At 65.6% G+C, this 22,445-nt stretch carries 16 protein-coding genes and 2 pseudogenes; 10 read left to right on the top strand and 8 right to left on the bottom strand.

Annotation, left to right across the window (positions count from 1 at the left end):
• The first annotated feature begins 8 nt into the window (after nt 1-8).
• Together HNP60_RS12145 and HNP60_RS12140 are read left to right on the top strand one after the other, a co-directional pair.
• Nucleotides 9-905, top strand: coding sequence for a universal stress protein (locus HNP60_RS12145; RefSeq protein ID WP_184154070.1), 897 nt, complete (start codon nt 9-11; stop codon nt 903-905).
• A 20-nt stretch (nt 906-925) separates the two neighbouring features.
• Nucleotides 926-1,897, top strand: a complete 972-nt coding sequence (locus HNP60_RS12140; RefSeq protein ID WP_184154068.1) for a calcium/sodium antiporter — start codon at nt 926-928, stop codon at nt 1,895-1,897.
• A gap of 64 nt (nt 1,898-1,961) precedes the next feature.
• On the opposite strand, the gene HNP60_RS12135 is transcribed toward HNP60_RS12140, so the two are convergent.
• Nucleotides 1,962-2,444 (bottom strand): Lrp/AsnC family transcriptional regulator, encoded by a 483-nt coding sequence (locus tag HNP60_RS12135; protein WP_184154066.1) that lies wholly within the window; start codon nt 2,442-2,444, stop codon nt 1,962-1,964.
• A 94-nt stretch (nt 2,445-2,538) separates the two neighbouring features.
• On the opposite strand from HNP60_RS12135, the gene HNP60_RS12130 reads away from it, so the two are divergent.
• The gene (locus HNP60_RS12130) at nt 2,539-3,765 is read left to right on the top strand and encodes an amino acid aminotransferase (RefSeq protein ID WP_184154064.1); all 1,227 of its coding nucleotides are present in this window, start codon (nt 2,539-2,541) and stop codon (nt 3,763-3,765) included.
• 19 nt (nt 3,766-3,784) lie between these two features.
• Here HNP60_RS12130 and HNP60_RS12125 read toward each other — a convergent pair whose 3' ends face one another.
• From HNP60_RS12125 to HNP60_RS12110, 4 genes are read right to left on the bottom strand one after another with little or no spacing between them, the layout of a single operon-like run.
• Nucleotides 3,785-4,114, bottom strand: a complete 330-nt coding sequence (locus tag HNP60_RS12125) for a carboxymuconolactone decarboxylase family protein (protein WP_014076890.1) — start codon at nt 4,112-4,114, stop codon at nt 3,785-3,787.
• A 44-nt stretch (nt 4,115-4,158) separates the two neighbouring features.
• A complete protein-coding gene (locus tag HNP60_RS12120; RefSeq protein WP_184154062.1) occupies nt 4,159-5,409 on the bottom strand; it encodes a TolC family protein in 1,251 nt (416 codons plus the stop codon).
• The gene (locus tag HNP60_RS12115; RefSeq protein ID WP_014076888.1) at nt 5,406-5,609 is read right to left on the bottom strand and encodes a YgaP family membrane protein; all 204 of its coding nucleotides are present in this window, start codon (nt 5,607-5,609) and stop codon (nt 5,406-5,408) included. Before HNP60_RS12115 ends, HNP60_RS12120 begins: the two co-directional genes overlap by 4 nt.
• Nucleotides 5,610-5,649: 40 nt before the next feature.
• The gene (locus tag HNP60_RS12110; protein ID WP_184154059.1) at nt 5,650-6,930 is read right to left on the bottom strand and encodes an NAD(P)/FAD-dependent oxidoreductase; all 1,281 of its coding nucleotides are present in this window, start codon (nt 6,928-6,930) and stop codon (nt 5,650-5,652) included.
• Nucleotides 6,931-7,016: 86 nt separating this feature from the next.
• Between HNP60_RS12110 and HNP60_RS12105 the strand changes: the two genes are divergently transcribed.
• The 5 genes and pseudogenes from HNP60_RS12105 (at nt 7,017) to HNP60_RS12085 (ending at nt 13,770) form a co-directional block, all read left to right on the top strand.
• On the top strand, nt 7,017-7,355 hold the full coding sequence (locus tag HNP60_RS12105) for a rhodanese-like domain-containing protein (protein ID WP_184157025.1): 339 nt from the start codon (nt 7,017-7,019) through the stop codon (nt 7,353-7,355).
• Between the two features lie 30 nt (nt 7,356-7,385).
• Nucleotides 7,386-8,454, top strand: a pseudogene (locus HNP60_RS12100) (efflux RND transporter periplasmic adaptor subunit).
• Nucleotides 8,454-11,657 (top strand): efflux RND transporter permease subunit, encoded by a 3,204-nt coding sequence (locus HNP60_RS12095; RefSeq protein ID WP_184154056.1) that lies wholly within the window; start codon nt 8,454-8,456, stop codon nt 11,655-11,657. Before HNP60_RS12100 ends, HNP60_RS12095 begins: the two are co-directional and overlap by 1 nt.
• On the top strand, nt 11,654-12,013 hold the full coding sequence (locus HNP60_RS12090) for an ArsR/SmtB family transcription factor (protein ID WP_184154053.1): 360 nt from the start codon (nt 11,654-11,656) through the stop codon (nt 12,011-12,013). Before HNP60_RS12095 ends, HNP60_RS12090 begins: the two co-directional genes overlap by 4 nt.
• Before the next feature lie 503 nt (nt 12,014-12,516).
• Nucleotides 12,517-13,770, top strand: a complete 1,254-nt coding sequence (locus HNP60_RS12085; protein WP_184154050.1) for a dicarboxylate/amino acid:cation symporter — start codon at nt 12,517-12,519, stop codon at nt 13,768-13,770.
• A gap of 922 nt (nt 13,771-14,692) precedes the next feature.
• On the opposite strand, the gene HNP60_RS12080 is transcribed toward HNP60_RS12085, so the two are convergent.
• The gene (locus tag HNP60_RS12080; protein ID WP_014076880.1) at nt 14,693-15,658 is read right to left on the bottom strand and encodes a helix-turn-helix domain-containing protein; all 966 of its coding nucleotides are present in this window, start codon (nt 15,656-15,658) and stop codon (nt 14,693-14,695) included.
• 173 nt (nt 15,659-15,831) lie between these two features.
• On the opposite strand from HNP60_RS12080, the pseudogene HNP60_RS12075 reads away from it, so the two are divergent.
• A pseudogene (locus HNP60_RS12075) lies at nt 15,832-17,851 on the top strand (TonB-dependent receptor).
• 33 nt (nt 17,852-17,884) lie between these two features.
• On the opposite strand, the gene HNP60_RS12070 reads toward HNP60_RS12075, so the two are convergent.
• Nucleotides 17,885-18,898 (bottom strand): isoaspartyl peptidase/L-asparaginase family protein, encoded by a 1,014-nt coding sequence (locus tag HNP60_RS12070; RefSeq protein WP_184154048.1) that lies wholly within the window; start codon nt 18,896-18,898, stop codon nt 17,885-17,887.
• Nucleotides 18,895-20,589: a 2-isopropylmalate synthase gene (leuA, locus tag HNP60_RS12065; RefSeq protein ID WP_184047508.1), complete on the bottom strand. Its 1,695-nt coding sequence runs from the start codon at nt 20,587-20,589 to the stop codon at nt 18,895-18,897. Before leuA ends, HNP60_RS12070 begins: the two co-directional genes overlap by 4 nt.
• Nucleotides 20,590-21,021: 432 nt before the next feature.
• Between leuA and HNP60_RS12060 the strand changes: the two genes are divergently transcribed.
• Nucleotides 21,022-22,428, top strand: coding sequence for a circularly permuted type 2 ATP-grasp protein (locus HNP60_RS12060; RefSeq protein WP_184154045.1), 1,407 nt, complete (start codon nt 21,022-21,024; stop codon nt 22,426-22,428).
• Nucleotides 22,429-22,445 lie beyond the last annotated feature (17 nt).

The raw sequence follows: 22,445 nt of genomic DNA, 5'->3' as shown, positions 1-22,445 counted from the left end.
AATACCGAATGACGACGGAACATTCCGGTGGTGTGCATCCGCCTGCAACGATCATTCTCGCGACGGATCTCGGCGCGCGCTGCGACCGCGCGCTCGATCGCGCGGTTCAGCTGGCCTTGCTGTGGGATGCGCGGCTCGTCGCGGTCCACGCGGTCGAGGGAGAGAGCGGGAGCGATCTGCGACGCATGTGGGATGGTCCCCGGCGGCGCAGTCCGGCGGATCCCCTCCATCGCGCGCGGGAGGAACTCTATGGCCAGCTCGATGGCCAGCCGGTGGAAATCGACGTGCATGTCGAGGAGGGGCGGGCGTCCGATGTCGTGCTTGCGGCGGCGGAGCGTTTCGGCGCGGGGCTCATCGTGACGGGCATCGCCCGGGACGATCCGCTTTATCAGCCCCTGCTGGGAGATACGGTCCACCGCATGATGCGCAAGGCTTCCGCGTCATTGCTGATTGTGCGCAGCAGGGTGCGCGCGCCTTATGGCAGGATCGTGGTCGCGACCGATTTCTCGCCGCCGTCCCGCGCGGCGTTCGAGAGGGCGACTCGACTTTTCCCCTTGGCGGACTTCACGTTGTTCAATGGCTATGAAGTGCCCTTCGCCAACTATTTGGGTTTGGAAGGGACCGACCGACGCTTTCACGAGATGGAGCAGGAAGCCGTTAGCCGCTTCCTCAAGGAAGCGGAGATCAGCGAGGATGCCCGGCGGCGTACCGTCGGTCTCGTCCAGCGCGGCGCGCCGGAGATTGTGCTCAGCGATTATGTGCACGACAGCCGGGCCGACCTGACCGTGGTAGGCAGCCATGGCGGCGGCGCCATTTACGAAGTGCTGATCGGCAGTACTGCGCGGCGGATCATCGATGCCGTACCGGGTGATGCCTTGCTCGTCCGCAGTCGCCGCCTCGACTGATCGCGCTGGGTGACTGAACGATGACGGCGCTCTTCTGGTGCGCGGCGGGCCTGCTGCTGCTCGTCCTGGGTGCCGAGTTCGTCGTGCGGGGCGGCACCCAGCTTGCCGCGCGCCTCGGTGTGCCGCCGCTGGTCATCGGTCTCACGGTCGTCGCGATCGGCACCAGCACGCCGGAACTCGCGGTCGGCGTCAGTTCGGCGCTGCGCGGCGAAGGCGAACTGTCAGTCGGCAATATCGTCGGCGCCAGCATGATCAACATCCTGTTCGTCCTTGGCCTGAGCGCCGTCATTCGGCCGCTCGACATCCGCATGCAGACCATCCGGCTCAATCTGCCGATGATCGTGGTCGCCTCGCTCATGCTGTGGGGCATGGCGTGGGACAGCGTTCTGACGCGGAGGGAAGGCGCCATGCTGATCGTGGCCGCGCTGGCCTACACTGCTGTCATTCTCTGCACGGCCCGGCGCGAGAGCATGGCGGTCCGGATGGTCTTTGCCGAAGAATTCCAGGCAGAGCCCGATCCGACGCCGATGCCCGACATGCTGTTCAGCCTCGCCCTGCTCGTGCTGGGCATCGTGGCGAGCGTGATCGGGGCCGATTGGCTGGTGGACGGCGCCGTGGCACTGGCCCGCCAATGGGGCGTTTCGGATGCGTTCATCGGTCTAACCATCGTTGCGATCGGCACCACGTCGCCGGAACTAGTGACGACGATCGTCTCTACGATCCGCAACGCGCGGGACATCGCGATCGGCAATCTTCTGGGCAGCAGCGCTTACAATATCCTTTTCATTCTCGGCATCACCTGCATAGTACCCGAGCAGGGCATCGCCATCGGCCCCTGGTTGTCGCGTGTCGACATGCCCTTGCTCGTCGTCCTCGCGCTGCTTTGCATCCCGGTGTTTCTGAGCGGCCGTCGCGTCTCGCGGGCGGAAGGGGGCGGCTTCGTGCTTGCTTACCTTGTCTACCTCGTTTTTCTCGTCACCATGCGGACGTGAAGCGGGGTCTGGCGGGGACGGACGCTCGCCCGAATTACAGCTTGCGAAACGGGCTGGCGGGCGTTCAGTGCTCGGTGAAGATGGGGAGGGCTGTTTTGTACTTGGCGATGGAGAGCGCGAAGTGCGAGGAGGCATTGGCGACGGCCGGGTGCGTGAGGAGCCGGTGCAGCAGGAAGTCCTCGTAATCGGCCACGTCGCTGGCGACGACGCGCATCAGATAGTCCCATTCGCCGGACATCGAATAGCATTCCATGATTCGGGCTTCGCTCTCGATGAAGTCGATGAAGCGGCGCGATGTTTCCGGGTCATGATTGCGTAGTCGCACATTGCACAGGACATTCACGCCATGCCCGAGCAAGCGGGGATCGGCGAGGCGCACGGTCGCGCGCAGCACGCCGGTCTCTTCCAGTTGCCGCACCCGGCGCCAGCAGGAGGGACCGGTGCTGCCCACACGTTCGGCGAGTTCAGCATTGCTGAGGCCGCCATTCTGCTGGAGTTCCGAGACGATGCGGCGGTCCAGTTCGTCGAGTTTGACGATTTTTCTCATGAATGGCGCTCCTGAATAATATTTGTTTCAGTTTATATCTATGCTGCGCGTGTTTTGAAAAGCAATCGCTTGGCTTTTCTGGAAAACTGGCCGCATGACCATTCTTCTCATGCCGCGCAAACCCGCTCCTGCTGACGAGGGAGCGCTGTTCGATGGCCTGACGCGCCAGCCGGCCGATCCTTTGCTGGGCCTGACGGCGCTGTTCGAGGCGGACCGCCGACCCGACCGGCTCGATCTGGGCGTTGGCGTGTTCCGGGACGAGCAGGGAGCCACCCCGATCATGCGGTCGGTGAAAGCGGCTGAGGGGCGCCTTCTGGAGCGGCAGGATACAAAGGCCTATCTGGGGACCGAAGGCGATCCGCTGTTCGTCCGCTACCTGGCCGATCTCGTCCTTGGCCCCGAGCGCGCGGACGATCCACGTCTCACCGGCATCCAGACACCTGGCGGAACCGGTGCCCTGCGCCTTGGCGCGGAGTTGCTTGCAGGCGCGCGGCCGGACGCCACGGTCTGGATCGGCACGCCGACATGGCCCAATCACGCGCCGATTTTCCGGCAGGCGGGCCTGTCGGTGCGCATGCATCGCTTCTTCGATCCGTCCCGGTCCGACGTGGATCTCGATGCCATGCTGGCCGATCTGGCGAATGCCCGCCCGGGGGACGTCGTGGTGCTGCATGGCTGCTGCCACAATCCCACGGGCGTGACGCTGACCGCGGCGCAATGGGCTTTGGTTGTCCGGTTCTGCTCGACACGCGGTCTCGTGCCCTTCGTGGATCTCGCTTATCATGGTCTCGGCGACGGGCTGGAAGCGGACGTCGCGCCCACGCTGGCACTGCTGGAGGCGATGCCCGAGGCGCTGCTGGCCTATAGCTGCGACAAGAATTTCGGTCTCTACCGCGACAGGGTCGGGGCGCTCTGGGTGCAGGGGGCGACGCCGGGTTCGGCGACTCTGGTGCGCGGCCATCTGCAGGCTCTCGCGCGCAGCATGTGGTCGATGCCGCCGGATCATGGCGCCGCCATCGTCCGGGAAATCCTGACGGAGTCGGTCCTGAAGGAGGACTGGAAGGCCGAGCTGGAGACCATGCGCGGTCGGATCAATGGACTGCGTGCGGCGCTCGCTGCGTTGCACCCCGCTCTGGCGCCGATCGGCCGTCAACGCGGCATGTTCGCGCTGCTGCCGGTAACCCCCGCGAATGTGGCTGCCCTGCGGGTGGACCACGGGATTTACATGGCCGACAGCGGACGCATCAACATTGCCGGCCTGCGAACGGCCAGCATCGATCGCTTTGTCAAACAGTTGGGGCCGTTTCTTCCCGCGCTCTGATGCAGGCTTCGGGCGTGGGTCAGCCGGCTTCAGCAGCAAACTGGTCGTAAGCCTCCACCGCCTGCGCGGCATACATGAGGCTGGGGCCAGCGCCCATGTAGAGCGCCATGCCCATGGTCTCCATGATCTCGTCGCGCGTCGCGCCCTGTTTCACCGCGGCCTGCGCATGAAAGGCCACGCAACCGTCGCAACGGATCGCGACCGCGATGGCGAGCGCGATCAGCTCCTTGGTCTTGACGTCCAGGGCCCCCGCCTCGGTTGCGGCCTTGGCCATGGCCGAAAATGATTTCATGACCTCGGGCGTGCCGAGGCGCACGTCCTTGATGGCGTGGCTGAGTTCCCGGGCCATTTCCGGCCAGTCCTTGTGCATTATGTTGCTCCTTGTCCTCTGGCCTATCGGCCGATCATGCTGAGCAGCCGGTAGGCAGCGACGATCCGATCGGTGGATGCACGGGCCTGGGCAGCCGCGGCCGCCGTGGCTTCGCGCTCCGCGTCCAGCAGATCGAGCTGCGGCTTCATGCCGACGCGTACTTCATGGCGGACGCTGTCCCGCGCCTGCGCGGCGGCCTCAGCCTGTTTCCGGGATGCATCCTCGACCAGAGCGGCGGTCTGCACGGCCTGGAAACCGGCAATCACCTGCTCGCGGACCTGCGAGCGCACCGCTTCGGCCCGCGCTTGCGCCGCGCGCTCGGCGCTGTCGCTGCCCGAAATCTTCGCATAGGTCCCGGGACTGAATATTTGCCAGCGTGCGCGGATGCCCACCGTGGCGCTGTCTGCGCGGTAATCGGGGAAGAACTGGTCACGCACCATCGCACCTTCCGCGAAGGCGCCCACTGTAGGCATCAATTCCGAGCGTGCGCCTTTCGCCTCCGCGCGAGCGGCGCGCAGGCCCGCTTCGGCCTGCATCAGCCAGGGATTATGCTGCATGGCGAGGTCGATGGCTTCGTCGAGCGTGGGCGGCAGGTCCGGACTGGCGGGCAGAGGTTCCGGGGAATCCGGCATCAGACCGGTCAGGTTGGTGAAACGCGCTTGCGCGGAGACAGCCATGCCCTGCGCGCGCGCCAGCCCGGCCTGTGCCTCGGCAAGGCGGGCGGCCGCCTGCGCAATATCGGTGCTCGGGCTTTCGCCGGCCCGGTAGCGCAATTGCGCCTGCCGCTGGATTTCCTGCATCTGCGTGAGCAGGTCTTCATGCAGGTCCACCAGCCGCCGGCTGGTCAGCACTTCCCCATAGGCCTGTGCAACCGCCGCAACGATCTGGCTGCGCGTGGCGCTTTCTCCTGCCTGCGCGGCGTCGCTGCCGGCCTTCGCACGGGCGATGCCATTGTGAACCCGCCCGCCCGCGAAGAGCGGTTGCTCGACAGTCACCTGCGCGACCCGGGGTGTCACATCGGCGGCGCCCAGGCCGAAGAAATTCTGCGGGTCGAGCCGCCCTACGCCGATCGAGCCTGTCACCGTCGCGCTCGGCAGGCCGCCGGCGCGCGCTTCGCGCACGCGTGCGTCGGCCGTGTCGGAGTCGGCCCGGGCCGCCGCAATGTCCGGCGCATGGGTCATGGCCGCCGCGATGGCCTGATCGAGCGTCATGGCCTGCGCGGGCAGGGCGACGCTCGCCAGCAGGCCGAGCAGGGCGGTCCGCGCGAGGTTCATCTGAAGGCAGTCCCCGGACGAACGCCCATCGCCTTGAAGATCATCGCGGCGGGGCAGAAGCCTGTGAAGCTCGCCTGAATCATGTTGAAGCCGGCAAACGCCGTCAGCGCCAGCCACCAGGGATGGACGGTGAGCGACAGGATGACGCCGAGCAACACGACGAAGCCGGCAAAGCACATAACGGCACGATCGAGAGTCATGACATGATCTCCTTGAAAGACTGGGAAAACAGACCGGGCGTCACAGGCGCAGCTTGCGGATACCCATCACATGCAGCGCCAGCTTCTCGTAGAAGGGCTCGCTCTCGCCCTTGCGGACCTTGCGCAGAAAATATTTCTCGAAGCCGATCTTGGCGAGGTGGACCCATTTCCCGCTGGAGGACCAGTTGACATTCCGGGGCGGAATCTGCGGCTGCGCGACGAAGGCCACGCCGCCATCCCCGAAATCGGCGAGGCAAACCGCGTTCCATGTCGCTTCGGCCGTCGGTTCGCGGCCCTCCAGGATCGCGGCGAGATTGGCGGCAATGGCGGTCACCATACTTTCGATCATGAAACCGGTCTTGGGGACGCCCACCGGCACGGGCGTCGGGCCCGTCGGCGGAATGGCCACGCAGACGCCGAGCGCAAAGATCTCGGGGAATGTCGGGTTGCGCTGCTGCTTGTCCACGATGATGAACCCACGCGGATTGGTGAGGCCCTCGATGCCCCGCACGGCGGGGACGCCACGGAAGGCGGGCAGCATCATCGAAAAGCCGAAAGGCAGATCATGTGTCTTCCTGACGGCCCCGTCTTCGCCGATTTCCTCGACATGCATGACATCCGGGTCCACCTTGGTGACGCGGGCATTGGTGACCCACTTGATATGCCGGTCGCGCAGTTCGCTTTCGAGCAGCGACTTCGTATCGCCCACGCCGTCAAGGCCGAGATGCCCGATATAGGGCTCGGACGTCACGAAGGTCATGGGCACCTTGTCGCGGATCTTGCGGCGGCGCAGCTCCGTGTCGAGAATGAGCGCGAACTCGTAGGCGGGGCCGAAGCAAGACGCGCCCTGCACCGCGCCGACCACGATGGGGCCGGGCGATTGCGTGAAGCGATCGAAGGCGTCGGCCGCGCTTGTCGCATGAGATGTCTGGCATATGGACACGGTGTGGCCGCCATGGGGCCCCAGACCTTCGATCTCGTCGAATGCGAGGTCGGGACCGGTTGCAATTACGAAATAGTCGTAATCGATGGTGCTCCCGTCGTTGAGCTCGATCTGCTTGCCGGCGGCATCCAGCCGCTTCGCACCGACTGCCGTGAAGTCGATCTTTTTCTTATGGAAGACGGGCGGCAAATGGACCTGAATCGCTTCGGGCTCGCGCCATCGCACGGCAACCCAAGGGTTTGACGGCACGAAACTGTATGTTTCTGAGCCGGATATGGTGAGAACATCCGCCTTGTCGCGCACTGCGGCCTTGATCTCATAAGCGGCGATTGTTCCGCCGAGGCCGGCCCCCAGCACTACTATCTTTGGTTTGCCCATCGGATCACCCTTCCGTCGCGTCAATCGACATTGACTAATATAATGATTATGCGATATATGCAATCAACAAATTGAAGGAGGCAATCATGTTCGGATTCGGAAAAGGCAAGGCTCATCGGGAAATCGACCCTCAGGAGCTTGACGCCATGCTGCGGGACGGGTCGGTTCTGCTGGTCGACGTCCGTGAAGCCGACGAGTTCGCATCCGGCCACATCCCGGGCGCATTAAACCTGCCGCTCTCCGATTTTTCACCTCGTAAGATTCCGGATGCTCAGGGCCGCACGGTTGTGCTGCAATGTGCTGGCGGCAAGCGGTCCGGCATGGCGCTGGAACGTTGCGCGCAGGCGCAGGCGTCCATCGACACGCATCTCGCCGGGGGCATCGGCGCATGGAAGGCGGCCGGCTTCCCGGTGGTTCAGGATTGAGCAAACGGGCGCGAGCGAGGAGGGCGGATCATGGCGAAGTGGCTCTGGCTGGCAGGGGCGGCACTCACGCTGTCGGCCTGTGGCGGCGAACAGGCGCGCGATCCGGCGGCGGCCGCCGCGTTGCCTGCCGGGGAGACACTGCGGCTGGTGCCAACCGAAATTGCCGACCTGAAAGCGATCGGCGCGGAAATCGCGACCCGCGATCAGGCGGAAGCGCTTGCCCGCATTCCCGGCACGCTCACGAGCCTCTCCGTTCGTGCCGGCGACATGGTGCGCAAAGGGCAGCGCATCGGCATGATCGTGGATGCGCGTCTGGGTTACGAGACGTCGGCTTATGGCGCGCAGGTCGCGGCCCGCGCAGGCGGAAGCGGCGCGCGCCAATGCCGATCTCGCGCGCATACGCGACCTTTATGACAACGGCGTCTATGCCAAGGCTCGCCTCGATCAGGCAGTAGCCATGGCGCGCGCCGCCAATGCGCAGGTCGCCGCGACCCGGGCGCAGCAGGGCGCCAGCGCCAGCGTGGCCGGCCAGGGCGCGGTGCTGGCCCCCGCAACGGGACAGGTGCTGCGTGCGGACATTCCCGCCGGTTCCGTGGTCGCGCCGGGCATGTCGATCGCCACGGTGACCGCCGGACCACCGATCCTGCGGCTGATGCTGCCCGAGACTGTCGCCCCGCAGGTGCGAATCGGCGCGCCGGTGCTGGTGGATGCAAGCGACATGCCGGAAGGTTCGCGCGAAGGCCGGGTCGTGCAGGTCTATCCCGCCGTGACGGGCGGCCAGGTGCGTGTCGATGCGACATTGCCCGGCCTTGCAGCTGATCTCGTCGGGCGCCGCGTCGGTGCGTCGGTTGCCGTTGGGCGGCGCAGCGCGCTGGTCGTGCCGAAACGCTTCGTCACCACGCGCTATGGCATCGATCAGGTGCAGGTCGTCACGGCAGACAAAAGGCTGAGCATGGTCCCGGTCCAGATCGCGCCAACTGCCGAGGCCGGGAAGGTCGAGATTCTGAGCGGTGTCGCGCTCGGCGACACGCTGTTCGCGCCGCAGGCGGCAGGTGCCGGGCCCGCGAGTCCCCAGACTGCCGACAAGGTGCCGAACTGATGAAACTTGGCATCTCCGGGCGTCTCACGCGCGCCACGATCGATTCTCCTCTGACGCCGCTGTTCCTGCTTGCGGCGTTGGCCGTTGGTCTGCTGGCTCTCTTCTCCATCCCCCGCGAGGAGGAGCCGCAGATCAGCGTGCCGATGGTCGACATTCAGGTGATGGCGCCGGGCCTGAGTGCGGCGGACGCCACCGAGCTGGTCGGCATTCCGCTGGAGACGATCGTCAAGAGCGTGGACGGCGTGGAGCATGTCTACACCCAGGCGCAGGACGACGGCGTGATGGTGACCGCGCGCTTCCTGGTCGGATCGGACCCGGAGGATGCGGCCATTCGCATCGAGGAGAAGCTCCGGGCGAACTGGGATCGCAAGCCGGTCGGCGTGCCGGATCCCAAAGTGACCGTGCGCGGAATCAATGACGTGCCGGCCGTCGTGCTGACGCTCACCCCGCGTCCGGATGCCGCGGGCCAGTGGACGGACGCCAGCCTCTATGAACTTGCCGCCCGCCTGAGGACGGAGATCGCGAAAGTGGACGATGTGGGGCTGACCTTCATCGTGGGCGGTCGTCCGGAGGAAATCCGCATCGCGCCCGATCCCGCGAAGCTGCGCCAATATGGTGTGCCGCTCGGCAGCCTGATCGAAGCGGCTTCACAGGCGAACCGCAGCTTCCCGCTGGGCACGGTGCGGGAGGAAGGCAAGGCCGTGACGGTGACGGCCGGGCGCACGCTCTCCTCGGCGCAGCAAGTCGGCCTGCTCACCGTGCGCGCGGCCTCCGGCGCACCGGTCTATCTGCGCGATGTGGCGCAAGTGACGCAGGGACCGCGAGAGGATCAGGCGCGCGCTTGGCGCTGGGCGAAGACGGGCGAGGCATGGCACTCCGCCCCGGCAGTCAGCCTTGCCATCGCCAAGCGGGCGGGGGCCAACGCGGTCGTGGTCTCCGATGCGATCCTGGAGCGCGTCGAGAGCCTGCGCGGTACGCTGCTGCCGCAGAGCGTGGAGGTCTCGGTCACGCGCAATTACGGCGAGACGGCGAACGAGAAGGCGAACGAACTGCTGTTCCATCTCGGCCTCGCGACAGTCTCCATCGTCGCGCTGATCGGCTTTGCCATCGGCTGGCGGGAAGCGGCCGTGACGGCGGTGGTCATTCCCACCACGATCCTGCTCACGATGTTTGCCTCGAACCTGATGGGCTACACGATCAATCGCGTCAGCCTGTTCGCGCTGATCTTCTCCATCGGCATCCTTGTCGACGACGCGATCGTCATGATCGAGAACATTGCCCGCCACTGGGCCATGAATGACGGGCGCACGCGGACGCAGGGCGCGATCGAGGCGGTGGCGGAAGTGGGCAACCCCACGGTGGTGGCAACGCTTACCGTGGTCGCGGCGCTGCTGCCCATGCTGTTCGTTTCCGGGCTGATGGGCCCTTATATGGCGCCGATTCCGGTCAATGCCTCGGCGGCGATGATCTTCTCCTTCTTCGTGGCGGTGGTGATCGCGCCATGGCTGATGATCCGCTTCGCCCGCAAGACGCTGGCCGCCGGACATGGCCATGATGAAAGCGGCGGGCGGCTTGGCCAGATCTACGCCAGGGTCGCGCATCGGGTGATCGACAGCCGCAAATCCGCCTGGCGCTTCCTCATCGGCGTCGGCATCGCCACGCTGGTTGCCTGCTCGATGTTCTATTTCAAGGCCGTGACCGTGAAGCTGCTCCCCTTCGACAACAAGTCGGAAGTGCAGGTGATCGTCGACATGCCCGAAGGCACGTCGCTGGAAGGGACCGGCAGGGTGCTGGAGGATGTCGCCGCGGTCGTGCGCGCGCTGCCGGAAGCGACGGCGATGGAAGCCTATGTCGGCACCTCCGCGCCGTTCAACTTCAACGGACTCGTGCGCCATTATTTCCTGCGCGCACAGCCCGAGATGGGCGATGTCATGGTCACGCTGCTGCCCAAGGGGGATCGTGATCGGTCCAGCCATGACATCGCGCTGGACCTGCGCGAGCGGTTGAGGGTCCTCGGGCTGCCGGCGGGCGCTTCGGTCAAGGTGGTCGAGACGCCGCCCGGGCCGCCCGTGCTCGCCACGCTGCTGGCAGAGGTCTATGGCCCTGACGCCGCGACTCGCCAGAAGACGGCGACGGAACTGGAAGCAATCTTCCGGTCCGTGCCCTTCATCGTCGACGTGGACAACAGCTTTGGAACCGAGCGGCCCCGGCTGAGGCTGGAGTTCAAACGCGACCGGATCGACTATTATGGCCTTTCCGAGCGGCAGGTGGCGGACAGTGTCGGCATGCTGATGGGCAGTCAGACCATCGGTTACGCGCCGCGCGGTGACGGGCGCACGCCGCTCCCCATCACCATCGCACTGGAACAGAAGGACCGCAGCTGGACGCAGGGCCTTGCCGAAACCCCGGTGGCGCAGGGGCCCGGCGGCCAGCTCATCGATCTGGGCGCCGTGGCGGATGCGCGGATGGAACAGGGCAGCCGCGCGATCTTCCGCCGGGACGGGCGCTTCGCCGACATGGTGACGGCCGAGCTTGCCGGCGCCTATGAAGCGCCGATCTATGGCATGATCGAAGTCAATCGTGCCGTGGAGGCCTATGATTGGGCAGGCAAGGGGCTGGTGAAGCCGGAGATACGTCTCAACGGTCAGCCGCAGGATGAATCGAAGCCCAGCCTGTTGTGGGATGGTGAGTGGGAAATCACCTGGGTGACGTTCCGCGACATGGGCGCCGCATTCATGGTCGCGCTGCTCGGCATCTACATTCTGGTGGTCGCCCAGTTCCGTAACTTCAAGCTGCCGCTGGTCATTCTCACGCCCGTGCCGCTGACGCTGGTGGGCATCGTCATCGGCCATATGCTGTTTGGCGCACCCTTCACGGCCACCTCGATGATCGGCTTCATCGCGCTCGCCGGCATCATCGTGCGCAATTCGATCCTGCTCGTCGATTTCATCCGCCACACCGCCGCGCCGGACAAGCCGCTTCGCGCCGTGTTGCTGGAGGCGGGCACCATCCGCTTCAAGCCGATCGTGCTGACGGCGGCGGCTGCGATGATCGGTGCGGCGGTGATCCTCACCGATCCGATCTTTCAGGGTCTCGCGATTTCGCTTCTGTTCGGCCTTGCCTCCTCGACGCTGCTGACCGTGCTGGTTATTCCGGCCATCTATATCGTGCTCAGGGATGACGGGAGGCCCGCGACCGAATGATGATGATGTCCCACATGGCGATGGGCCAGCTCTGCGAGCGGGCGACGGAAGTCGCCGGCCTGCTCAAGCTGGTCGCCAACGAGCAACGGCTGCTGCTGCTTTGCCGGTTGCGCGAGGGCGAGGCATCCGTCGGCGAACTGGTGGGCCTGTGCAGCCTTTCCCAATCCAGTGTCTCCCAGCACCTGGCCAAGATGCGCGAGGGAGGCATCCTCCAGACCCGGCGAGAAGCGCAGACGATCTACTATCGGCTTGCCAACCCGCATGTGGAAGCCCTGATGATATTCCTGTGCGACAGGTTCGCGGGCGGCATGGACTCGAATGGCGGGGAGAGTCCCCCGGCAGGCAGCGCGGGATAGGCGCCGCAGGCCGATTCGCGAGGTCGTCGCGGGACTGGCACCCATCAGGATGGGATGGCGGCCGCGGATTGCGCGACCGCTCCACGCGTGACTGACGATGACGCTCCAACACCGCACAGCGGTCTGGAAGTTGACAAAGATGAGGACACGTCGGCCTCATCTTCCGCTTCCCTGAACTTTGCGGCGGGTCTGATGCGGCGGGCGCCAGACCCCGCCCCGGCAAGCCTGCGCAGGCTGACCGGACGTTGGAACGCTTCAATAAGAAAGAGCCGTGCTCTGCTCCTCCCGTCGGCAGGAAGAGCTATTCGGCAAGGCTGCCATGACAGAGGGGGTGTAGGACAGGGGAAAGCGGCCGCCGGGACGTCATGGAACCGCTGAAGGCAGCGGGGCATTGCTCCTTTCCGGATTTCCGATACTGAAAGCGGGCCCGGACGCGGTATCGTCGCGCAGGGGCGCGTTTTTCTGTGAGCGGCGAGAGCCGTCTGATCGCGAGGCTCTGCTGCATGTCCAATGCCGGGTTCATCCTCATTGCCCTGATCCTGGGCCTTGTCCTCGGGCTATTGGGGGATGCCTATGCCACGGGTCTGGCGTCCGGCATCACCGCAGTGACCGATCCCGTGGGGAGCCTGTGGCTGAACGGTTTGCGCATGACGGTCGTCCCTCTCGTCGTTTCCCTGCTCATCACGGGCGTGGCGCAGGCGGCGCGGGCGGCGCGGGCGGGACGCATCGCGGGGCTGGCGCTCGGGTGGATCCTCGCGGCCATGGCGATCTCCGGCACCATAGGGGCCTTCCTGACGCCTCTCCTGATCCAGCTCTGGCCGATGCCCGCCGGATCGGCCGATGCCCTGAAGGCGGCGCTCGGCAGTGGGGTCGAGGTGGCCGCCGTGCCACCCTTCGGCGAGTTCCTGACCACCATCGTGCCCACAAACCCGGTGGCGGCTGCGGCGAGCGACGCCATCCTGCCGCTGCTGGTGTTTACCGGTGCTTTCGCTTTTGCCATCACGCGCCTGCCGGAAGCATCGCGCGGCCAGCTCACCGGCTTCTTCGCCGCGACGGCGGATGCGCTCATCATCGTCATCGGCTGGGTGCTGCGGCTCGCGCCTATCGGCGTCTTCGCGCTGGCCTTCGGTGTCGGTGCCCGCTCCGGCGCCGCGATCTTTGGCGCCGTGCTCCATTATGTGATCGTTCTTTCGTCGGTCGGCATCTTCATCGCGCTGGTCGCTTATCTGGTGGCGGTGCTGGGCGGCCGCATTGCCCTGCGGGACTATGCGCGAGAGATCGTGCCTGTCCAGGCGCTGGCGATCAGTACCCAATCCTCGCTGGCGTGCCTGCCGATCATGCTGCGCAAGGCCCGGCAGCTCGGCGTCCATGAGTCCACGGCCGATGTCGTGCTGCCGATGGCAGTGGCGCTGCTGCGCGCGACGGGGCCGGCCATGAACATCGGCGTCGCGCTGTATGTCGCGCACTGGTTCGGCGTGACGGTCGGCCCCGCACAGCTTGCGATGGCGATCCTCGTCTGCGTGCTCACCTCGCTCAGCTCGGTCAGCTTGCCGGGGCAGATCAGCTTCGTGACGGCGATCGCACCGATCTGCATCGTGCTGGGCGCTCCGGTGGAGCCGCTCGCGCTGCTGCTGGCCGTGGAAACGATACCGGACATTTTCCGCACGCTCGGGAATGTCATGATGGACATCTCCGTCACGACGGCGATTGGCCAGCGCGACGGCATCGCGGAAGCCGAGGCGCAGGAAGTCCTGTAAAAACAGGCGCGCCTGCGCCCCGCCCACCCCATGTTGCTGTTCATCGGCCGTGATGGGCTGGCCTCCGCCGGCCGCGAGCGCTAGAGTTGGGAAACGCAGTTTTTCAGGAGAGCGGCATGGCTTCCCTTTCCGAGCGTGCCGATGCGCTCGAACATGAAATGAGCATGGAACTGGAGCGCAAGGTGGCGCAGCGCCAGCCCATCCGCTCGGCCATCTACCGGTCGGGCGAGCATGATCCTTCCAGCCCCGGACACGACCTGTTCGATGCGCTGGCGGCCGGCAAGAAGTTCCTCATGGGGCCGGACCCGCGCATTCCCCCGATGCCGGAAAAGCCGACGCTCATGGACTTCTTCCGCCTGCGTTTCGGCAATACCCAGCATGTCATGCAGAGCGCGCGTCTTGCCATGAAGAATGGCCATGACGAGAAAGTGGTGCTGGCCTGCCTGCTGCATGACATCAGTGTCACGGGCTTCATCTGCGGCGACCACGGCTATTGGGGCGCGGCGATGGTCGAGCCTTATGTCGATGAGGAAGTGAGCTGGGCGATCCGCGCCCATCAGGTGCTGCGCTTCTTCCCCGATCCTTCCGTGGGCTACGCCTATCCGGAAGCCTATATCAAATATTTCGGGGCCGACTTCGTCCCCGAACCCTATGTCCGTGAAGCCTATGAGCGCTTCCGCGACCATCGTTACTACATGACCGGCCGCCTGATCTGCCTCAACGACTATTATGCGTTCGATCCCGAGGTGACGGTGGAACTCGAGGAATTCGAGGACGTCATCGGTCGCAATTTCCGGCAGCCGGAGGAGGGCCTTGGCTTCGATCACAGCCCGGCCCGCGCATATCTGGCGGTCCATCAGCATGCCGACCCGCGCGCTGTAAAGAGGACGGAGGCTTGCCCGGTGTCTGCCGGGCGGCGTCTTCAGTGCGGTATGCGCACCCGGGCGCGCCACTGGCCCGGCGTTTCCTCGAACCGCCGCTTGAAGGCGCGGGCGAAATGCGCAGGGTCCTCGAAACCGTTGGCGAAGGCGATCTGCGAGATCGGGGCATTGGCCCAGCGGGGATCGCGCAGGTCGTCCGCCGCGCGCTGAAGGCGGCGGTTCCAGATCTGGCCGGTGATCGAGAGGCCCAGCGCGTCCCGCATGAGCTGGTCGAGTCGCCGCCGGCTGATATGCTGCGCCCGGGCCACCTGTTCGGCGGAAAGATCCGGGCTCGGCAGGTTCATCTCGATGAAGTCCAGCGCCTTCTGAACGCGCCAGTGGACCGTCTCCAGATCGCAGGCGAGGCCCGAGGTGGCGCCCAGCATGTGAATGATCGCATTCATCGCAGCGTTCTGCTGCGCCTCGCGCAGTTCGTTGGCGACGTGCAGGAGATGGATCAGCGTTTGCGCCAGCAGCTGCGTGCCCGGATCGCGGCACGAAATGATCGTCGCGACGAGATGTTCCAGCTCGGGGAAGCGATTGAGCGCGAGCATGCGGGGCATGCGCAGCAGCATGAACTGGCTGCAGCCCGTGCCGATCAGCCGGAAAGGCTGGCGTTCATCGATGAAGCAGATGTCGCCCGGGCCAAGCTCGCAATGACGCTGGCGCTGAAAGGCCACCATCGAGCCATCTGTCTGCAGCATCAGCGTGAGATGCTGGCCCGTTTCGTTGACTGCCCGCGGGACATAAGCCACTTCGGCCGGCGCGGAGGTGATGGCGAAAAGGGCGCCCTGGCCCATGCGGCTATGCTGGATCGATCCGATGCTCGGATGCGGTTCGATGGTGTCGATACGCAGGCCAGGAAAGATGGCCGGCGCCGCACCGGTCCATATGTCCGCGCGCCGTTCTCCCTCGACCCCGCTCAGGTCGACGACCGATGAGAGCCCCTCCAGGTTCACTGTGCCCATTTTCTTATCCGTCCTTTTTTGACCATCGGCCAAAGAGCAAGGCGTGTCAAAGAGATAAGGCGGTGCAGTGCAACAGGATCGCAACAAATAGAACGGGGTTGCATGAGCGCTACAGGCCGACTGCGCCCCGGCGCCGAGTTGCCAAGCCACCGGCCATGCGGCAAGAGGCCCCCATGATCCTTCGTAAGCTCAGTATTTCCCTTTGCGCGACCGCTGCCATGGCCGCACCCGGCCCGTTGCTGGCGGAGGCGCCTCCCTCCCCGGGGGATATCGTCGTGCTGGGACGAGGGCTGGACTTGCCGCCCGGCACTCCGGCTTACGGGTCAGTCACGATCGGGCGGGAGCGGCTGGAGGAAGACGCCTCCGGAAGCGTCGAGCATGCCCTGGCGGATGTTGCCGGCTTTCAGCAATTCCGCCGGTCGGACAGTCGCTCCGCCAATCCCTCGGCGCAGGGCGTCACGCTGCGCGCGCTGGGGGGCAATGCCACCAGCCGGGCGCTCGTGCTCCTCGATGGCGTGCCGCTGGCCGATCCCTTCTTCGGGTCCATCCCGTTCAATGCCCTGCCGCTCGAGACCATCGGCGCGGTTCGCATCACGCGCGGGGGCGGCGCCGGCGCATTCGGGGCGGGGACGGTGGCCGGCACCATCGAGCTGTTCAGTGCGGACCGGGCGCAGCTTCCGCTGCTAGGCGCCACGGCGCTTTACGGCTCGCGCGATGCCCAGCAAGTGAACGCATCATTCTCGCCCGATCTGGGGGCGGGTTTCGTATCTCTTTCGGGAAGCTTCTCCCGGGGCGACGGCTTCTGGACAACGCCGGCCCGACCAGCGCGGCCCGGCAGATGTGCCCGCTCGCTACCGAAGCTGGTCCGTGACGCTGCGCGGCGTCGCGCCGGTGGGGGGCACGGGGGAGATACAGGCCCGCGTCAATCTCATGCGGGATGATCGCACCCTGCGGTTCGCCGGGGCCGATAACGGACAGGCGGGGCAGGATGCCAGCCTGCGCTACCTGTCGCGCGGGCGCTGGCAGGTCGAAGCGCTCGCTTATGTCCAGCTTCGCAATTTCGACAACATCGTCATCAGCTCCACCAGCTTCCGCCCGACGCTCGATCAACGCAACACGCCTTCGACCGGCCTTGGCGGCAAGGTGGAGATCCGCCCGCCCGTTGGAGCCGATCATGTGCTGCGCATCGGTGTGGACAGCCGTTTCGCCACGGCCGACATGTATGAGGAGACGCTGAACGCCACGACCGGCGCCGCCATGGTGCGGCGGGACGCGACCGGCCGGCAAGTCACCAGCGGCGTCTATATCGAGGATGACTGGACGCTCGGCGACGTCGTGCTGACAGCCGGCGCGCGCGCGGATCGCTGGGAGATCAGCCGGGGGCGGTTCACGGAACGCAACGCGACGACCGGCGCCGTGAGCACCACCGTTCATCCCGATCGCAACGACTGGGAGGCAAGTGTGCGCGGCGGGCTGCTCTGGCGGATGTCCGAGGCCCTGTCCCTGCGCGCGGCGGGGTATACGAGTTTCCGCCTGCCCACCATCAATGAACTGTATCGCGGCTTTACCGTCTTCCCGGTGGTGACGCAGGCCAACGCAGCGCTCTCGCCCGAACGGCTGAAGGGCGGGGAAGGGGGAATCGACCTGACGCCCGCTCCCGGCGTTCGCCTGTCCCTGACCGGCTTCTACAACCGGCTTGAGAACGCCATTGCCAATGTGACGATCGGCACCAACATGCGTCAGCGGCGCAATGTGGACGCCATCGTCAGCAAGGGCGTGGAACTGAGCGGGGCGGTAGAGGCCGGGACATTCGATCTTTCCGCCTCTTATGCCTTCAATGACAGCAAGGTCGAGGCGAGCGGCAATGCCGCGCCGCTGGACGGCATGCGGCCAGCGCAAAGCCCGCGCCACAGCGCCAGTGCCACCCTGGGATGGCGCGCTCCGGCGCAGGCCCGGCTCGCGCTCACGGCGCGCTATGTGGGGCCGCAATTCGAGGACGATCTGGAAACGGACCGGATGCCGGGCGTGCTCACGTTCGACGGCTATGCGCGCGTGCCGCTGACGCGCCAGGTCGCGCTGGTGGGCCGGGTCGAGAATCTGCTGGATGCGACCATCCTCACGCGCAAGGTGGGCGAGAGCATCGACCTGGGCACGCCGCAGACCTTCTGGCTCGGTCTGCGGATTGGTGCCTGAGGTTCCGGAAGCCGCGCGCTTTCCCGGGTGACCTTATTCGTCGCCGTAGATAGCGACCTGCGGCGCCTGTCCCGCCGTCATGCGGCCGCGGTACATGCCCGGCGTGTTGAAGGAGAAGGCGCCTTCCCCTCTGGCCGGCACCACGATGACGCCGCCATCGCCGCCCATGGCCAGCGTTTCCGCCTGCACCGTGTCGGCGGCGACCTGCGCATTCTCCCCGGCGAAGCGGATGCGCGCGCAGATCTCGTGCGCCACGCCTTCCCGGATATAATATTCACCGGCACCCGTTGCTGAGACCGCGCAGGCGCGATCATCCGCATAAGTGCCGGCGCCGATGACGGGCGAGTCGCCCACGCGTCCGGGAGTCTTTCCGGTCAGTCCCCCCGTGGAGGTCGCGGCGGCGAGATGCCCCTGGCTGTCCCGGGCAACGGCGCCCACCGTCCCGTATTTGAATTCGGGATTCGTAAGCCGCGCCGCGCCCTGGCCCCGCGCGCGCAGGTCCTGCAGCTGCTGCCAGCGCAGCTCGGTGCGGAAATAGGCCGGATCGGCCTGCTCCAGCCCGGCCTCGAGCGAAAATGCGTCCGCCCCGGAGCCGACGAACATGACGTGCTTGCTCTTCTCCATCACGGCGCGCGCAAGCGAGACGGGATTTTTAGTGCGCGTCACGCCGGCGACCGCGCCGGCCCGGCGTGTCGAACCTTCCATGATCGCCGCGTCCATTTCGTTGGTGCCGGCGGACGTGAACACTGCGCCGCGCGCCGCATTGAAATGAGGGGAATCCTCAAGAACGCGCACGGTTGCTTCCACCGCATCGAGCGCGGTCCCGCCCCGATTGAGCACGGCGCCGCCGGCTTCGAGCGCGCTCCTGAGAGCCGCGCGAATCTCGGCGTCCCGTTCCGGCGTCATGTTCCCGCGCTCGATGACTCCGGCTCCGCCATGGATCAGCAGGGTCCAGGGCTCCGCGGCACCGGCCGGCGCTCCCGAAAGAATCGCCAGCGCCGCTGCGAGCAACGAAGCGCGCCTTTTTCCGGCCGGTCCGCGCATCATGCGGCGCTGGCGGAAGTCAGCACGCGCCGTTCCAGCCCGTTGGCGACCGAGAGCACGGCCTGTACGGACGCCGTGGCGATATCCTCGTCGAGGCCGACGCCGAACACCGTGTGCCCGTCATCGGTGCGGCATTCGACATAGGCCGCCGCATGGACATCACGACCCGTGCCGATGGCATGCTCGCTATAGTCGACGACGTCGAGGCCGATGCCCAGTTCCTCGCGCAGGGCGGAAAGCACCGAGGAGATCAGGCCATTGCCGCGCCCGGAAATGCTGCGCTCCTCGCCATTATGGGCGATCTTTCCGGTGAAGACGCGCTGGCCCGCCGGCCCGCTCTCGAAATAATCGACCAGCGAATAAGGCTGGGGCCCGGTGAGGCAATAATGCTGTTCGAAAGCATCCCAGATGTCGCTGGCATGCAGTTCCCGGCTCGACGAGTCGGCCATGTCCTGCACCACTTTCGAGAAGTCGCCCTGCATGCGCTTGGGAAGCTTCAGGCCCTTGTCCTGCTGCAGGACCCACGCGACGCCACCCTTGCCGGACTGCGAGTTGACGCGGATCACCGCTTCATAGGAGCAGCCGATGTCGGCCGGATCGATCGGCAGATAAGGCACGTCCCAATATTCGTCATTGCGCTGTTCCTGCGCCGCAAAGCCCTTCTTGATCGCATCCTGGTGGCTGCCGGAGAAGGCCGTGAACACCAGATCGCCCGCATAGGGATGGCGCGGGTGGACGGGGAGCTGGTTGCAGTACGTGACGGTCTGCACGACCTCCTCCATGTTGGAGAAGTCGAGCCCGGGCGCGACGCCCTGCGTGTACATGTTGAGGGCCACGGTCACGAGGTCGCAATTGCCGGTGCGCTCGCCATTGCCGAACAAACAGCCTTCGACGCGGTCGGCGCCCGCGAGCAGCCCCAGTTCGGCGGCGGCGACACCCGTGCCCCGGTCATTGTGCGGATGGAGCGAGATGACGACGCTGTCCCGATCCCGGATGTGGCGGCAGAACCACTCGATCTGGTCGGCGTAGATATTGGGCGTCGCCGCTTCCACGGTCGCCGGGAGATTGAGGATCAGCGGCTTCTCGGGCGTGGGGCGCAGAATGTCCATCACCGCCTCGCAGCATTCCAGGCTGAAATCCAGCTCGGCGGTCGAGAAGGTCTCGGGACTATATTCGAAGGACCAGTCCGTGTTCGGCTGCTTTGCCGCTTCGTCGCGGATGATCTTAGCGGCGTTGATCGCGATGTCCTTGATCTGCGGTCGGTCCATGTTGAACACGATCCGCCGCCAGGCCGGGGACACGGCATTGTAGACATGCACGATCGCCTGCTTCGCGCCTTGCAGGCTCTCGAAGGTTCGTTCGATCAGGTCACGGCGCGCCTGCGTCAGCACCTGCACGATCACATCGTCTGGAATGCGCCCCGAGCGCACCAGCCCGGAAATGAAATCGAATTCGGTCGCGCCCGCGGAGGGGAAGCCGACCTCGATCTCCTTGAGCCCGATCCGGGTCAGGAGCTCGAAGAAGCGAGTCTTCTTCTCCGTATCCATCGGATCGATGAGGGCCTGATTGCCGTCGCGCATGTCCGTGGAGAGCCAGCGGGGCGGCTTGGTGATCGTGCGCGAGGGCCATTGCCGGTCCGGCAGGTCGACTTGCGGGAAAGGGCGGTACTTACGGGAAGGATCGATCAGCATCATGGGTCAGCTATTTCGCCTTTGCCGGAAAAAGCAGCGGACAGGCCGCGCCGACTCGCTCCGGTCGTTTGAGTCTCGATTGTGACTTTCCGAATGCCCTTAGGCGCAGGGTGCCGCCTGCGGCAACCGCATGGTCGCGCCTAAGGGCGCGTAAGTCGCGTAAGGCGGATGATCGAGATCCGGTACAGCATCATGGTCGAAAATGCCTCGAAAAGGCCGTCACGTCCAGCAATAATCGAACAAGGTCACGAAATCTTTTTCATCACCGCCCAAACACGCGCGCCCGCAGGGCACCAGGGCTCCGTAAGGCTCAAGGACGCAAAAAGAGGTGCGGCGTCGGGACAGCGGCAAGTCAGGTGATTTTTCGGCTTGATTTTGGAAATGGCGCGCGCACTATGCTGCGATGCACAATGAGGCCGAGAAAAACAAAAGCCTATGACCTTTTCCGAGATGCTGGGCGACGCCGGGGAAATTCGGGACTGCTATGCGGTCATCCAGCAATGGGTGGAGGAAACAGGAATAGAGGGGCTGCATCGCAGGCTCGGTGAAGCAGAAGCGATCTTCCGGCGCATCGGCATCACTTTTGCGGTCTACGGGGAGGGCGGGGACCCCGAGCGCCTGATCCCGTTCGATCTCCTGCCGCGCATTTTCACGGCGATGGAATGGCAGCGGCTCGAAGCGGGGATTCGCCAGCGGGCGGCAGCGCTCAACGCCTTCCTGCTCGATGTCTACAATCGCGGCGAGATCATCCGTGCCGGGATCGTTCCGGCCGACATCGTGTATCAGAACAAGGCCTACAAGCCCGAGATGGCCGGCTTCACGCCGCCCGGCCGGGTCTACAGCCACATCGTCGGCATCGACATCGTGCGCACGAGCCTGTCCGACTTCATGGTGCTGGAAGACAATTGCCGGACGCCGTCCGGTGTCTCCTACATGCTCGAGAACCGCGAGATCATGACGCGCATGTTCCCCGAGCTGTTCGCGCTGGAGCGCGTGGCGCCGGTGGATGATTATCCCAGCCAGCTCCTCAAGTCCCTCCAGGAAGTCGCGCCGCCCGCCTGCAAGGACAAGCCCCAGGTCGTCGTCCTGACGCCGGGCGCCTTCAACAGCGCTTATTACGAACACAGCTATCTCGCCGATCTCATGGGCGTGGAGCTGGTGGAGCCGGCCGATCTCTTCGTGGACGAGGGGCTCGTCTACATGAAGACGACGTCCGGGCCGCGCCGGGTGGACGTCATCTACCGGCGCATCGACGATGATTTTCTCGATCCGCTGGCGTTCCGGCCGGACAGCATGCTGGGCGTGCCCGGGCTCTTCAATGCCTATCGCGGCGGTGGGGTCACGCTCTGCTCGGCGCCCGGCGCCGGCATCGCGGACGACAAGGCGGTCTATGTCTATGTGCCCGAGATGATCCGCTTCTACCTCGGCGAAACGGCGATCCTCCAGAATGTGCCGACATGGCAGTGCGGTCTGCCGGACCATTATGCCTATGTCATGGACCATCTGCCCGAGCTTGTGGTGAAGGAAGTCCATGGCTCGGGCGGCTACGGCATGCTCATCGGCCCGCAGGCCAGCGCGGAGGAAGTCGCGACCTATGCCGAGCGCATCCGCGCCAATCCGGCCGAGTTCATTGCGCAGCCCACGCTTGACCTGTCCACATCGCCGACGCTGGGGCCATCCGGGCTGGTGCAGCGCCATGTCGATTTCCGGCCCTATTGCCTCGTCGGCAAGGAGATACGGCTGGTGCCGGGCGGCCTGACTCGCGTGGCCCTGGCGGAAGGGTCGCTGGTCGTCAATTCAAGTCAGGGCGGCGGGGTCAAGGATACCTGGGTGCTGCGATGAAGGGTGGTGGGATGACG

The organism is Sphingobium lignivorans (assembly GCF_014203955.1).
Taxonomy (GTDB): Bacteria; Pseudomonadota; Alphaproteobacteria; order Sphingomonadales; family Sphingomonadaceae; genus Sphingobium; species Sphingobium lignivorans.
The sequence above is the reverse complement of the archived record's forward strand: the minus strand, read 5'-3'. Positions and strand labels throughout refer to the sequence as shown.